This window comes from Bacillus sp. FSL E2-8900 (assembly GCF_037966225.1).
Classification (GTDB): Bacteria; Bacillota; Bacilli; order Bacillales; family Bacillaceae_G; genus Bacillus_A; species Bacillus_A cereus.
On the sequence record NZ_CP150193.1, the window covers coordinates 568065 to 582653 of the forward strand.

The window sequence follows — 14589 nt, forward strand, 5'->3', positions numbered from 1 at the left end:
TTAAGAAAACGAGGGGGTGCCATATGGGAATTCAAAAGAATGTGGAAGCGGTATCATTTTCTGAAGGAAATGAAGTACAAAGAGAATCTTTCGCTTCTAAAATTATGAATGTAAAAATCGGTGTTATACCTTTACCGTTATATGTAGTATTGGCTGCTATTATTTATGGGGCATCTGTATATAATAAATTGCCAGCAGATATGATTGGTGGATTTGCAGTTATTATGATCATGGGGATTTTCTTAGGCGATATTGGGATGAGAATTCCAATTTTAAAAAATATCGGCGGTCCAGCAATACTTTCGTTATTTATTCCATCATTACTTGTATTTTTTAACTGGATGAATCCAGCTTCAATGGAAGCTGCGACTATGTTAATGAAAAAATCGAACTTTTTATATTTATATATTTCTTGTTTAGTAGTCGGAAGTATTTTAGGAATGAACCGTAAAGTGTTAGTACAAGGTTTCGTTCGCATGTTTATTCCTTTAGTAGTAGGGACATTAGCTTCTGTAGCAGTAGGGTTATTGGTCGGTTCATTATTTGGATTTGAAATGAAGCACACATTCTTCTTTATCATCGTACCAATTGTGAGTGGTGGTATCGGGGAAGGGATTTTACCATTGTCGCTAGCTTATAGTGATATTTTAAATGAATCATCAGCGACGTTTGTATCACAGCTTATTCCAGCAGCTATTATTGGAAATATGTTCGCAATTGTAAGTGCAGGGTATATGAAGCGTTTAGGTGAGAAGAAACCGGAGCTTAGTGGTAACGGTGTATTAGTGAAAACAGACAATCAAGCAGAATTATTAAAAGAACAAAATACAGAGAAGCCAATTGACTTCTCATTAATGGGAGCAGGTTTATTAATTGCGTGTACGTTCTTCATCTTCGGAGGATTTGCTTCTAAGTTCATCGGTATTCCTGGGGCAATCATTATGATTTTTTCAGCAGCACTTGTGAAATACTTTAAATTAATGCCAGCAAAAATGGAGCAAGGAGCATTCCATTTATATAAATTTATTTCGAAGAATTTAACTTGGCCTTTAATGGTTGGATTAGGATTGCTATATATTCCGTTAAAAGACGTAGCAGCAGTTCTTTCAGTAGGATATGTTGTTGTGTGCGCATCGGTTGTTCTTACAATGGTAGCATCAGGTTTTCTTGTAGGGAAAGTGATGAAGATGTATCCAGTTGAATCGGCGATTGTAACTGGATGTCATAGCGGTTTAGGCGGAACTGGAGATGTTGCTATTTTATCGGCTTCAAATCGTATGGAATTAATGCCGTTCGCGCAAATTTCAACTCGTTTAGGCGGGGCGGCAATGGTTGTAACGGCGACAATATTATTAAAAATGTTTTCATGATCAAACAAGCTAGCTATATTCGTATAGCTAGCTTGTCAAATTAAGGGGAGATTATAAGTATGTTAGCAAATCAAATTAATGAAAGATCATTGTTATTGCATAAAGAATTAGTAGGGAAAATTGAAATTACAAGTAAAGTGGAGGTAAATTCAGCGGATGATTTAAGCCTGACGTATACACCAGGTGTAGCGGAGTCGTGTAAAGCGATTGCGGCAGATGAAGAAACAGTGTATGACTATACAGCACGTGGCAATATGGTGGCAGTTGTTTCAGATGGAACAGCGGTACTCGGTTTAGGAAACATTGGACCGAAAGCCGCTATGCCTGTTATGGAAGGAAAAAGTATTTTGTTTAAGAAGTTTGCGAATGTAGATGCTTTCCCATTATGTTTAGGCACAACGGATGTAGATGAAATCGTTACCCTTGTAAAAAATTTAGAGCCTACATTTGCAGGGATTAATTTAGAAGATATTGCAGCACCGCGTTGTTTTGAAATTGAAAAACGATTAAAAGAAGAAACGAATATTCCTGTATTCCATGATGATCAACATGGAACAGCTATTGTCGTTTTAGCAGCTGTTATTAATGCATTAAAAGTTGTTAGCAAACAAATGGATAATGTGAAAATCGTTATTAACGGTGCGGGTTCGGCAGGAATTGCAATTGGAAAATTATTATTAAAGGCTGGTGCAAAGCACATTACGCTAGTTAGCCTAGAAGGTATTGTTTGTGAAGGTGAAACATGGATGAACGAAGCACAAATTGAAGTTTCAAAAAAGACAAATCGTGAACATGTGCGTGGAACGTTAAAAGAAGCAATTCACCAAGCTGATATTTTTATTGGCGTATCTGCTCCTAACGTATTAACGAAAGAACTTGTACAGACGATGAATGAGAAAGCAATTGTGTTTGCAATGGCGAATCCAATTCCAGAAATCTTCCCTGAGGATGCATTAGAGGCTGGGGCAGCTGTAGTAGGAACTGGACGCTCGGATTATGCGAATCAAGTAAATAATGTATTGGCGTTTCCCGGAATATTCCGCGGTGCGTTAGATGTGCGCGCAACTGATATTACAGAAGAGATGAAATTAGCGGCAGCATATGGGATCGCTAACATCATTACTGATGAAGAACGTAATGCGAATTATGTAATTCCGAATCCATTAGATAAAAGAGTTGTTCCAAGTGTTGCAGAAGCAGTAGCGAAAGCAGCTATTGATTCAGGCGTGGCACAAATTACGAAAATACCACGTTATTAATAGCGAAAAGCAGTGCCTAAAAGGCATTGCTTTTTTGAGATAAGAAATCAAAATAATGAAGAAGTGTAGAATTATTTATGTTTCTTCACTATTTATTTAACTCCATTGCAACTTGTTTACCATTCACTAAAACCTCAGTTACTGCTACGATCACTTCTATCATTTTTTTCATCTCTCATCTCTCCTCGTTTCATTTCTTACTTTAAGTATAAGAGAAGAGAGATAATTCAACTATCGAAGTACATGACGTAGAAATTACATTGTTGTAAGAAAGTGGCTTATTTTTGTCACTTTACTCAGCGGTGATTACAAACTGATCATAATATTTTTCATTCACATATATATTTAATAACCATAATCCAGATGAAGGTAGTGACATAGCGAGAGGGAGTTCGCTTGTAGTAGAATCGATTGTATTTGAAGTAGTCCAAGTTTGTTTGGAAGTTTCTTTTTGAAAGAGTACTGGTGTTGGAGTTACAGATCCTTGTTTTAGCGCAATAATAGACAATTTTCCAGTTGGTATTTCAGAATCTAGAAAGTACCACATTATTTCATTTTGTTCATTTGCGATAATAGGACTATCAGCCATTGCGACTTTACCTTCGATGCCTTTTAAAGGTATTTTTCCGTCTATGAATGAGGGTGCTTCTTCCCAATTTACATCTTTTAAAACACTAAGGTGAAAGAAGGAAGGTGCGTTCACTTGAGTGGATGACGTTGCTATTACGTCTTTTTTTTGTTCTTTTGAATCCGGTTGCGTTTGTGTACATCCAGTGATGAGGAAGGAGAGAAGTAGCATAGTTCCGATTTTTTTCATGGTGCCACACTCCTAGTTTTTATTGTTAGTGTAATTGTATTTGCTAGAAGGCGGGACAATTCCTTTAAAGTATAAAAAGAGGTCGTAAGTTTTGTACGACCTCTTTTGACATTTTTATCACGTAAAAGCCCGATTGGTGTAGGTTAATAATTAGTGGGAGATAGTCCCCACTAATTAAAGTTTAATTTTATATTTGTTCCGTTGTATAGGTTGGTTCGGTTTCTTTTTGAGGCATCGTCAAAAAAATAACGGACAGAACGATACATACGCCGCCTAATAATTGATATGTTCCAAAAGATTCATTTAGCCAAGTGATTGAAACGATGGCAGCTACAAGGGGTTCAATGCTAGATAAAATGCTTGTTTCTGTTGCTGCTAAATATTTAAGACTACCGATATATAGAAGGAAAGAAAGGGTACCACTAATAATGATAAGAATAAGCATAGAAAAAGTTTTTAGTGTAAGGGTTTGTGAAAATTGATTCCACCCGAATGAACGATTATAAATAAGTAGTGCAATTCCTCCGATTAACATCCCCCAACCAATTACTACAGTTGTCCCGCATTCTTTAATGAGAGAAGCCGGATGAAGGGTATAAAATGCAAATCCGATTGCTGTTAATAGTCCAAAAATAATAGCTTCTTTGGATAAAACAATATTTTCAATTGAGCCATTTGTAATAATAAAGTATGTTCCTATTAGCGCGGCTATAATTGCGAATAGTTGCATGGAAGCAGGGAATTTTCTTTGTTCAAATGCAACATACATGGTAATAAGAACAGGACCTAGAAATTGAAATAGCGTTGCTGTGACTGCATTACTAATATGAACCGTTTCGATAAAGGCGTATTGCGCACCGAGCATGCCGAGAATAGAAAAAATAATAAGTTGTATAGAATATCTAGGGTGTTTCCAAATTTGAAATATGTTTTGTTTCTTTATAAGTAAGAAAGACAAAATAAATATTCCTGCAAGCAACAATCGAATTGTTAAAAAATCAATTGAGGATACATTAGTATGCTGAAATAGCCACTGAATCATTGGACCAGATAATCCCCATAATGTAGCCCCTGTAATAATCATAATAAGTCCGATACGTCTACCATTGTTCATTATCATGTTTCTCCTCTCCGGTATTTGATTTTTTATGTGTGACATGATAAAAGGAATTATATATAAAATCTGGTACTGTAAAAAGTATCAGATTTTAGTTTTATTAAGGGGTCAGATATTATGTTAGAATTAACGCCTAATTTAAATATGAATAGTAAAAAGGCATTGTATGTGCAATTGTATGAGTATATAAAAAAAGAGATTAAAGATGGATCGATTGTCCCTTTTACGAAATTACCGGCTAAGCGAAAGTTAGCGATACATTTACAAGTAAGTAAAAATACAGTAGAGGCAGCGTACGAACAATTACTTGCAGAAGGTTATATTGAGTCGATATCGAGAAAAGGCTATTTTGTATGCAAAATTGAGCAAATGGCTCATGTAGAGGATAGTGGAGATAGAATAGAAGAAGTACCGTTTCAGGAGAAGAGTTATAAATTTGATTTTACACAAACAGGAATTGATACAAATGCTTTTCCATTCAATATGTATCGGAAAATTGTAAATGAAATATGGCAGCCGCATAATAACGAACTTCTCTTTCTAGGACACCCTCAAGGAGAAGCGAGCTTAAGAGAAGAGATTACGAATTATTTGTATGAATCTAGAGGTGTACGTTGTTCAGCTAGTCAAATTGTATTAGGAGCGGGAACACAAATATTAGTGAAACTATTGTTTCAATTGTTAAAGGGAAGCAATTATGCAGTTGAAAACCCAGGGTATCATAGAAAGATGGTTGTTTTTGAACAGGGAGAAGCAAGAGTCCAAATGTTATCTTTAGATAGAGATGGAATTTGTATTGCAGATTTAGAAAATAGCAATGCGAATGTTGTATTTGTTACACCTTCCCATCAGTTTCCATATGGAATGATTATGCCTATTACGAGAAGGATGCAGCTTTTACAATGGGCAAAGAAAGAAGAGAGCAGGTATATTATTGAAGATGATTACGATAGTGAATTTCGCTATTCTGGAAAGCCTATACCGGCGCTGCAAGGGTTAGATACAGAGGGGAAAGTTATTTATATGGGGACGCTATCTAAAGCATTATTGCCATCGCTACGGATGAGCTATATGGTGTTGCCGAAGAAATTAATTAAAAAGTATCAACAGCAATATTTATTTTATACACAAAGTGTTTCAAGAATGGACCAAGAAGTGATTAGAAGATTTTTAAATGAAGGCTATTGGGAAAAACATATTCATAAAATGCGTGTCGTCTACCGAAAGAAGAGAGATCGACTTGTTTTTGAAATAGAGAAGTATTTCTCTAATCGTGTTGAAGTGATAGGAGAAGATTCGGGATTACACATTTTATTAAAAGTGCATAATGGAATGCGGGAAGAAGAATTAATTCAAGAAGCTGCGAAACATAGTATCAAAATATATCCTGTGTCTACGTACTATAAAGACGGTACGGCGCCTGAGAATGTAGTTTTACTTGGGTTTGCGATATTATCAGAGGGTGAGATTGCGAAAGCGATTCAATTATTACACACGGCATGGTTTACAAGAAAGTAAAAAACATCCTCCAAACATGAGGATGTTTTTTATTATTTATTTTCATCTAAGAATAAGACCATATGCTCTTCATCCCAATATTGTCCGTTATATTTTAATGAACGTTCTTGTACACCGAATGTTTTAAAACCTAATGATTCATAAAGTTTTTTCGCTCCATCGTTGCCAACAACAACATCAAGCATAACTTGTTCTACTTCTAAAGATTTAGCAAGCTCAAGACATTCTTTAATAAGTGCTTTTCCTGCTCCAAGTCCGCGTGCTTTTGGAGATACATATACAGAACCGATTTTAGCTTTATGTTCTTGTTTTACATATGGTTTCGTTTCCAGTGTTGCAACCCCGATTAATTTTCCATCTTTAAATGCACCTAGCGTATAGTTTTCGTCTTGTGCTAATTTTTGTGCTTTATATTCAATCGCACACTCTTTATTAATAATATCTTCATAAGAAGAGCTGAATGCTTCAGGGTTTTGCTTTAATCCTTCTACGCGAAGTTCTAAGTAAATTTCTGCTTCGTCTTTTGTTAATACATGGATATCCAATTATATCACCCTCCAAATCTTTGCAAATGTACCTTTATTTTATATTGAAATAAGAATAATTTCAAAAGCTTAGCTTATATGAGCTGTTGTTATGAACAAAATAACACCAGTAGTGTTTACTACTACTGGTGTTTTCACACGCATATTATTCAAAAGGTAGCTCGATTATAAAGTTTGTTCCCGCTCCTAATTGGCTTGTTACTAGAATAGAACCGTTATGCAATTCTACAATTTCTTTTGCAACAGCTAGCCCGATGCCTTTTCCGCCTGTAGCTCGTGTTCTGGATTTATCAACACGATAAAAACGGTCAAAAATATGCGGGATATCTTCTTCAGGAATACCTTCACCTTTATCTTGTACACTTATTGTAAAAGAATCTGTTTCCATGAGTACACGTATCGTAATGGATGTGTTTTCTGGCGAATGTTGATAAGCGTTGTGTAATAAATTTAACATAACTTGTTCCATACGTCTTTCGTCTATGCAAACTTCTAAATCATCTTTGCAATATACATGAAGTTGCATTTGCTTATTCGTTAATGTTGTTTTTGTTTTTTCAACCATTCGTTCTAAAAATGGCTGAAGAAGCACTTTTTGTTTTTTTATAACAAATTGGTGTTGTTCTAATTGTACAAGCATAAATAAATCTTGGACGAGATCGGTTACACTATCCGTTTCATCCTCAATAATTTGTAAGTATTCTTCTCGCTCCTCTTTTGTTAAAGAGTCTCTCTTTGCTACCTTCGCATAACCTTTCATATAGGTCAATGGAGTTAATAGTTCATGAGCGACACTAGCGAGAAATTCATTGCGCTCTTTTTTCATATACGTAAGTTCACTCGATAAATCTTCAATTGTTTTTGCTAAACTTCCGAGTTCATCATTTCGTTTAATACCTAATTGAATTGGCTTGTTTAATTTTGACATTTTTTCTGTCGCTCTCTTCATTTTTACAAGTGGTTCTGTAATAACGCGTGAAAAAACAAAGACAGAAATTGTTGTTAAAATAATTGTTAAAACGCTAATGATAAGAAATTGGTTCATGAGTTTAAGTAACATATTTTCTAGGAAAGATGTTTTTAATAACATATATAGCTTTCCTTGAAACTTTGTTGTGTTAAGTGGGCTTACTGTTGTGATGAACTTTGATTTTTTCCAGTTCCTTTCAACGACCAATCCGCCGTCTGGGACAGTTTCTGTTTTACAAGTAAGTTGTTTTTGCATATCTTTTGTTACGGGTTCTGAGGTGGAAATAATTTTGCCGTTATGGTCAGTAATAATGATAGCTATATCGGAGTTAGAAATTGATTCCGATTCAACTAAGTGTGCAGCCTCATTCGTAATATCGAACTCAGGGTACACAGGACGTTTAGGATTTTTATTATGTTCAGCGTGTTTCATTTCTTTATAATATTCATCCCGTCTCTCGCGGCTTTTAATTTTTTTACTATAGCGATTACCTTTCTCTAAAAGAGCATCTGTTTCCTCTACAATCCGCATTTTTGAAAGACTTTTATAAAAAGATACGAAGGCAATTGTTTCAATACATAAAGCTAATATTAAAAAGTATGTCCCAATTTTAAGGGAAAGTTTACTCATTTTTTCACCATACCTTATTCATAATAAAGAGTCAGTGGTATACGATTTCCCACTGACCGAAGTAATTATTCACTTTTCCATTTATATCCGACTTTATAGACCGTTTCTAGGTAATCTTCAATAGGAAATCCTTTTTTGCGTAGTTTATCACGGATATTACGAATGTGTGAATCAATTGTTCTATATTCGATATCTGTTTCATAGCCCCAAATTTTTTCGATTAAATCATCTCGGCTATAAGCACGGTTTGTATTTTGTAAAAATAGTCCGAGTAACGAAAATTCGATAGGAGTTAATGAGATTTTTTCATCATAAACTGTGACAGTATGTTTCGTTTTATCCCACTCAATACCATTGAAACTAACAAAGCCATCTTTTTTTGTACGGCGTAATATAGCCTCGATTCGTGCGACTAATACATGCTCATCAAATGGTTTTGTAATATAATCATCTGCGCCCATCGTGAGGCCTTTCACCATATCGTAGTTTTGGTTGCGAGCTGTTAACATAATGATAGGAACGTTGGAAATTTGACGAATTTGATAGCAAGTATCCCATCCATCCATACTTGGCATCATAACATCTAATAAAATAATATCGAATTCTTTTTGTTCGATTAATTTTAGTGCTTCAAGGCCAGAGGTAGCTTTCATACAAAAATAGCCGCGAGGGCTTAAGAACAGATCTAATAATCGTAACATACGTTCTTCATCGTCTACTAATAAAATTTTTACCATAATCTTGTGCACCCCAAACTGTTCATTCTACTTGTATAGTTTACATGAAAATAATAAAAAACTCTTTTTATGTGATTGAATGGAGGGCTGATTTTTTCGCTCAGAGTAATTGACATAAAAAATGCACTAGTTTTGCACAACTATTTTTTATAATAGAAAACGTAGCGACACAAAATACCCTATGTTGCGACATAACGTCATGTCATTTTATTTATAAAATGACAATTCCATTCTATTGTGTATGTGAGATAGAGAGGGTTTTCGTATTCACCTCGCATCGGATAAGAAAAATTTCCTATCTCACACTTTTTTTAAAAGGAGATCATACACATGAATTCAAAAGAAGAAATTTCAAAAAAAGAAAAGCAAGATCGTAATACGGTTGTCATGTGCGTTGCCGTATCTATGGTTATTATTATAAGTTGCGTAAATAAAATTTTGGGGATTTTATAATATAAAAAAAGCTGATTGCTTCTTAAGAAGCAATCAGCTTTTTTCATTGTTAGGGGGAGTGTTCATATAATAAACCAAGGTAAAATTGCTAATCCAGAAGTTACAATTGCTGTAGTAAATATTAAAAGCATAGCTCGTTTGTTTTGTTTCATGTCACATTCTCCTCTACATATCAAGTACATGCGATCAGCGTGGGATGTAGTTCCTCACTGAGTAAAGTTTCACTTTATATTTTTAGTATAATGAATGGAAAGGTTTGGTACGATCGATAAAGGTGACATGAAGATTACATTGTTGTAATGAAAAAAACATCTTTCTTATTAAGAAAGATGTTTTTGGAAAACTCCCCCACTGAGTAAAGTTTCACCTTATATTGAAGTATTAATCATTTAAGAACAGAACCATATGTTCCTCGTCCCAATATTGACCGTTATGTTTTAATGAACGCTCTTGTACGCCGTAAGTTTGGAAACCTAATGACTCATATAATTTTTTTGCTGCATCGTTACCAACTACAACATCGAGCATAAGTTGTTCTACATGTAATTTATCGGCATTTTCAATAATTGCTTTAATTAGAGCTCGTCCTGCTCCGAGACCACGTGCTTTTGGGGAAACAAAAACGGAGCCAATTTTTGCTTTATGTTCTTGTTTAATGAAAGGCTTTGTTTCTAAAGTAGCGATACCAATTAAATCGTTATCTTTGAAGACCCCTAGAGTATACTTATCCGGATTGCTTAATCGTTTTGCCATAGCAGCTACAGGATCCTCATGTTTAAGAACATCTTCATAAGAAGAGCTAAAAGCTTCCGGGTTCTTCGTTAAACCTTCCATACAAACTTTTAAATATATTTCTGCGTCCTCTGTCGTTAATAAGCGAATTTCCATCGTTGTAACCCCCTTGGTCGATTTTAAATAAAATAAATCCATTGCTTTTATAAGAATGTGTATGCGTTTTGTTAGAAGTCTCTTTTAATTTGTAAAAGAATGAAAAGATATATGCTACAATGTTTTGTTTTAATTATGTAATGAAATTATATATTAACTTTATTAACTATTCAAGTGTTTAATATGTTACATTTTTATAACTAAAATAACTCCTCGATTGAGGAGTTATTTTTTAAACATTGGATTGATAGCCATCAATTCGTTTTGGATGTGTGTAAATATTACAAGAGTCATTTCTAATAAACCCTACGACTGTAATGCCTAAATCATGGGCAAGTTGCAATGCTAGTTTTGTTGGGGCAGATTTAGATAGAACAATTTCACATCCGATTTTTGAAACTTTGAGTAAAATTTCAGATGAAATACGTCCGCTAAATGCGATAATTTTTCCTTTAACAGATATATCATTGCGTAAACAATGACCGTATATTTTGTCTAATGCATTATGTCTTCCGATATCCATTCTTGATAGAAGGATATTATTTCGATCACATAGCGCGGTATTGTGAACACCACCAGTTTGGCGAAAGGTAGTGGAAGATTGTTGTAAAGTATTCATTAAGTAAAAACATTCTTCAGGAGTAATTTTTACGTGTATATCATGTAAGTCTTTTGCTTTTGCTGCGTCGTTTACGAAAATAAAACCTTGTCTACCTTTTCCGCAGCAAGAAGTGACGTATCGTTTATTATATAAAGTTTGATAGAGCGGATTCACTTTTGATGATTTTACATGGACAATTCCGTTATCTTTTTGAACCCATAGTTCTTCAACATCGTTATAGGAAGAAATAATCCCCTCAGAAATTAAAAAACCAATTACCATATCTTCAATATAATTTGGTGTGCATACGACTGTTACATATTCTTCACCATTCAATTTAATAGTAATAGGAGATTCTGTAACAATCTCATCCAGTTGTTTTGAAAATGTACCAGATTGATAACGTACAATTGTATAAGTCTCTTGCGTAGGCCCCATATTTAATTCCCCTTTTATATGTATTTCTCTCCCACATTTATCATAAAACAATGGGAAAAATAAAAACACCTATTAACAAGAAGATCATAGATTATTTTGGTTATTATTGTATATGTACGATATAATAGAACTGTAGAATAGTGATATTTTCAAGCTTTCGTAGTTATAACTTATAACATCTAGAATCGACTTCATAAGAAAGTATTTGGGTAGAGCGTTTCAAAAATATGTACAGTAATGCGATTTTGAAAACGGATTCATGATTGTGTTGTACAGTTGGTTGTAAGGAGAGGGGAAACTATGGCAGAACAGACAGTCCGTGTAACCGTCGATGGTAAAGAATTTTCTGCATCAGGTGAAAAGACGATACTACAATTATTTAACGAGAGTAATTTGGAACATCCTCAAATTTGTCATGTACCAGAAGTAGATCCAATTCAAACTTGTGATACGTGTATTGTAGAAGTAAATGGAAAGTTATTGCGTGCTTGTTCAACGAAATTAGAGAACGGTATGCATATCGAAAGACAGTCCCAGCGTGCAAAAGAGGCACAGACTGAGGCAATGGATCGAATATTAGAGAATCATCTACTGTATTGTACCGTTTGTGATAACAATAATGGTAACTGTAAAGTCCACAATACAGTACATATGATGGGAATTGAGGAACAGAAATATCCGTATGAGCCAAAAGTAAGTGCGTGTGAAGTGGATATGTCACATCCGTTTTATCGATATGATCCAAATCAATGTATTGCTTGTGGACAGTGTGTAGAAGTATGTCAAAACTTACAAGTGAATGAAACTATATCGATTGATTGGAGCTTAGACCGTCCACGTGTTATATGGGACAATGGTGTAAGTATAAATGACTCATCTTGTGTAAGTTGCGGGCAATGTGTAACAGTATGTCCATGTAATGCGTTAATGGAAAAAACAATGCTGGGTGAAGCTGGATTCATGACAGGATTGAAACCGGATGTGTTAGATCCGATGATTGATTTTGTAAAGGATGTAGAGCCGGGATATAGTAGTATTTTAGCAGTTTCAGAAGTAGAGGCTGCGATGCGTAAGACGAAAGTGAATAAAACAAAAACAGTTTGTACATTTTGTGGTGTAGGTTGTTCATTTGAAGTATGGACGAAAGACCGCCACATTTTGAAAGTGCAGCCTGTTTCAGATGCGCCGGTTAACGGTATTTCAACATGTGTAAAAGGCAAATTTGGATGGGATTTTGTAAACAGTGAAGATCGTATTACAAAGCCATTAATTCGCCAAGGAGATATGTTTGTTGAAGCTTCATGGGAAGAGGCTCTTGAAGTTGTTGCATCCAATATGCAGCATATTAAATCAGAATATGGAAGTGATGCATTTGGGTTTATTTCTTCTTCGAAAGTAACGAATGAAGAAAATTATCTTATGCAAAAACTAGCCCGTCAAATATATGGAACGAATAATGTAGACAACTGTTCCCGTTATTGTCAATCTCCAGCAACAGACGGTTTATTTAAAACTGTCGGTATGGGCGGGGACGCTGGAACAGTGAAAGATATTGCGGAAGCAGGCCTTGTCATTATCGTTGGAGCAAATCCGACAGAAGGACATCCTGTACTTGCAACGCGTGTAAAACGTGCTCATAAATTACATGACCAAAAATTAATTGTGGCGGATCTTCGTAAACATGAAATGGCAGAGCGTGCGGATTTATTCATTCATCCGCGCCAAGGAACTGATTACGTATGGCTCGCTGGTATTACGAAATATATTATTGATCAAGATTGGCACGATAAAAAGTTCATAGCTGAAAATGTGAAGAATTTTGATGAATATAGCAAAATGGTAGAAAAGTATACGCTTGATTATACAGAAGAAATTACGGGGATTTCGAAAGAAAATCTGAAAGAAATGGCACGTATGGTATATGAAGCAGATGGTACTTGTGTACTTTGGGGAATGGGTGTAACTCAAAATACTGGAGGAAGTACAACTTCAGCAGCAATTTCAAATCTATTGCTTGTTACGGGTAACTATCGTCGTCCTGGTGCAGGAGCATACCCATTACGCGGACATAATAACGTACAAGGCGCTTGTGATATGGCAACATTACCAAACTGGCTTCCAGGTTACCAAGCGGTTTCAGATGATGTGCTTCGTGCGAAATTTGAAAAAGCATACGGTACTACAATTCCGAAAGCACCAGGCTTAAATAATATTGCAATGTTACTGGCAGCAGATGAAGGAAAACTGCGTGGTATGTATGTTATGGGTGAAGAAATGGCTTTAGTAGATTCGAATGCCAACCATGTACAACATATTTTAGCGAATTTAGATTTCCTTGTTGTTCAAGATATGTTCTTATCGAAAACAGCTCGTTTTGCTGATGTTATTTTACCGGCAGCACCAAGCTTAGAAAAAGAGGGAACATTTACGAATACAGAGCGCCGTATTCAAAGATTATATGAAGTATTGAAGCCGCTTGGTGATTCAAAGCCAGACTGGTGGATTTTACAAAAAGTAGCTCGTGCGCTTGGCGGGGACTGGAATTATGCAAGTCCAAGTGAAATCATGGATGAAATTGCATCGCTTGCACCTTTATATTCTCAGGCAACATACGATCGTTTAGAAGGATGGAATAGTTTATGTTGGGGTAGCCATGATGGTAGCGATACACCGCTATTATATGTGGACGGATTTAACTTCCCGGATAAACTAGCTCGTCTATCATTAGATGAATGGGTACCACCAGTTGTAGCGCCAGATGAGTATGATTTACTTTTAAATAATGGTCGTATGTTAGAACATTTCCACGAAGGGAATATGACGAATAAATCGGCTGGTATTTTATCTAAAGTATCTGAAGTGTTCGTTGAAATCTCGCCTGAACTTGCCCTAGAGCGCAATGTGAAAGATGGTGGCCTTGTAGAATTAGCATCACCATTTGGGAAAATTAAAGTACAGGCACTTGTTACAGATCGTGTAACGGGGAAAGAGCTATATTTACCGATGCATGCAACGGTAAATGAAGAGGCAATCAATATTTTAACTGGAACGGCGACAGATCTTTATACGTGTACACCAGCGTACAAACAAACAATGGTAAAGATGCGTGTATTACGTGAAAAAGGGAATCGTCCGTTACCATCTTCAAACCCGAGAGATAAAAAGCGTAATCCGCAAAACGGTGTTGAAATCGAGCGAAAATGGCAAAGAAAACAATACGTATCACTTGTGGACTAGGGGGCGGAG

12 protein-coding genes are annotated in these 14589 nt (G+C 35.5%); 5 read left to right on the forward strand and 7 right to left on the reverse strand.

Annotated elements, in window-relative coordinates; genetic code table 11:
- Positions 1-23: 23 nt before the first annotated feature.
- Positions 24-1370, forward strand: coding sequence for a 2-hydroxycarboxylate transporter family protein (locus NST90_RS02920; RefSeq protein WP_000512722.1), 1347 nt, complete (start codon positions 24-26; stop codon positions 1368-1370).
- Positions 1371-1429: 59 nt separating this feature from the next.
- Positions 1430-2629, forward strand: a complete 1200-nt coding sequence (locus tag NST90_RS02925) for a malic enzyme-like NAD(P)-binding protein (RefSeq protein ID WP_000880780.1) — start codon at positions 1430-1432, stop codon at positions 2627-2629.
- A gap of 292 nt (positions 2630-2921) precedes the next feature.
- On the opposite strand, the gene NST90_RS02930 is transcribed toward NST90_RS02925, so the two are convergent.
- A complete protein-coding gene (locus tag NST90_RS02930) occupies positions 2922-3446 on the reverse strand; it encodes a DUF4871 domain-containing protein (RefSeq protein ID WP_283748114.1) in 525 nt (174 codons plus the stop codon).
- A 187-nt stretch (positions 3447-3633) separates the two neighbouring features.
- On the reverse strand, positions 3634-4560 hold the full coding sequence (locus NST90_RS02935) for a DMT family transporter (protein WP_001059054.1): 927 nt from the start codon (positions 4558-4560) through the stop codon (positions 3634-3636).
- A 120-nt stretch (positions 4561-4680) separates the two neighbouring features.
- Here NST90_RS02935 and NST90_RS02940 point away from each other — a divergent pair, with 120 nt between their 5' ends.
- Complete coding sequence (locus NST90_RS02940) at positions 4681-6081, forward strand: PLP-dependent aminotransferase family protein (RefSeq protein WP_025710215.1); 1401 nt, start codon at positions 4681-4683, stop codon at positions 6079-6081.
- 32 nt (positions 6082-6113) lie between these two features.
- Here NST90_RS02940 and NST90_RS02945 read toward each other — a convergent pair whose 3' ends face one another.
- From NST90_RS02945 to NST90_RS02955, 3 genes are all read right to left on the reverse strand, one after another.
- Entirely contained in the window at positions 6114-6626 is a 513-nt protein-coding gene (locus NST90_RS02945) for a GNAT family N-acetyltransferase (protein WP_000351212.1), read from the reverse strand.
- Positions 6627-6771: 145 nt separating this feature from the next.
- A complete protein-coding gene (locus NST90_RS02950) occupies positions 6772-8226 on the reverse strand; it encodes a HAMP domain-containing sensor histidine kinase (RefSeq protein ID WP_283748115.1) in 1455 nt (484 codons plus the stop codon).
- 65 nt (positions 8227-8291) lie between these two features.
- Positions 8292-8963, reverse strand: a complete 672-nt coding sequence (locus NST90_RS02955) for a response regulator transcription factor (protein WP_000238957.1) — start codon at positions 8961-8963, stop codon at positions 8292-8294.
- A 330-nt stretch (positions 8964-9293) separates the two neighbouring features.
- Between NST90_RS02955 and NST90_RS02960 the strand changes: the two genes are divergently transcribed.
- Positions 9294-9416, forward strand: coding sequence for a hypothetical protein (locus NST90_RS02960; RefSeq protein ID WP_001085006.1), 123 nt, complete (start codon positions 9294-9296; stop codon positions 9414-9416).
- 381 nt (positions 9417-9797) lie between these two features.
- Here NST90_RS02960 and NST90_RS02965 read toward each other — a convergent pair whose 3' ends face one another.
- Positions 9798-10304, reverse strand: a complete 507-nt coding sequence (locus tag NST90_RS02965) for a GNAT family N-acetyltransferase (protein ID WP_000405875.1) — start codon at positions 10302-10304, stop codon at positions 9798-9800.
- Between the two features lie 232 nt (positions 10305-10536).
- The gene (gene fdhD / locus NST90_RS02970) at positions 10537-11343 is read right to left on the reverse strand and encodes a formate dehydrogenase accessory sulfurtransferase FdhD (protein ID WP_000529241.1); all 807 of its coding nucleotides are present in this window, start codon (positions 11341-11343) and stop codon (positions 10537-10539) included.
- Positions 11344-11643: 300 nt separating this feature from the next.
- Between fdhD and fdhF the strand changes: the two genes are divergently transcribed.
- A complete protein-coding gene (fdhF, locus tag NST90_RS02975) occupies positions 11644-14580 on the forward strand; it encodes a formate dehydrogenase subunit alpha (protein WP_000840673.1) in 2937 nt (978 codons plus the stop codon).
- Positions 14581-14589 lie beyond the last annotated feature (9 nt).

What these genes read in the sequence shown, in the direction of transcription:
- NST90_RS02920 (WP_000512722.1), top strand. Translation starts at nt 24, where the DNA reads ATGGGAATTCAAAAGAATGTGGAAGCGGTATCATTTTCTGAAGGAAAT.
- NST90_RS02925 (WP_000880780.1), top strand. Translation starts at nt 1,430, where the DNA reads ATGTTAGCAAATCAAATTAATGAAAGATCATTGTTATTGCATAAAGAA.
- NST90_RS02930 (WP_283748114.1), bottom strand. Translation starts at nt 3,446, where the DNA reads ATGAAAAAAATCGGAACTATGCTACTTCTCTCCTTCCTCATCACTGGA.
- NST90_RS02935 (WP_001059054.1), bottom strand. Translation starts at nt 4,560, where the DNA reads ATGAACAATGGTAGACGTATCGGACTTATTATGATTATTACAGGGGCT.
- NST90_RS02940 (WP_025710215.1), top strand. Translation starts at nt 4,681, where the DNA reads ATGTTAGAATTAACGCCTAATTTAAATATGAATAGTAAAAAGGCATTG.
- NST90_RS02950 (WP_283748115.1), bottom strand. Translation starts at nt 8,226, where the DNA reads ATGAGTAAACTTTCCCTTAAAATTGGGACATACTTTTTAATATTAGCT.
- NST90_RS02955 (WP_000238957.1), bottom strand. Translation starts at nt 8,963, where the DNA reads ATGGTAAAAATTTTATTAGTAGACGATGAAGAACGTATGTTACGATTA.
- NST90_RS02960 (WP_001085006.1), top strand. Translation starts at nt 9,294, where the DNA reads ATGAATTCAAAAGAAGAAATTTCAAAAAAAGAAAAGCAAGATCGTAAT.
- NST90_RS02965 (WP_000405875.1), bottom strand. Translation starts at nt 10,304, where the DNA reads ATGGAAATTCGCTTATTAACGACAGAGGACGCAGAAATATATTTAAAA.
- fdhD (WP_000529241.1), bottom strand. Translation starts at nt 11,343, where the DNA reads ATGGGGCCTACGCAAGAGACTTATACAATTGTACGTTATCAATCTGGT.
- fdhF (WP_000840673.1), top strand. Translation starts at nt 11,644, where the DNA reads ATGGCAGAACAGACAGTCCGTGTAACCGTCGATGGTAAAGAATTTTCT.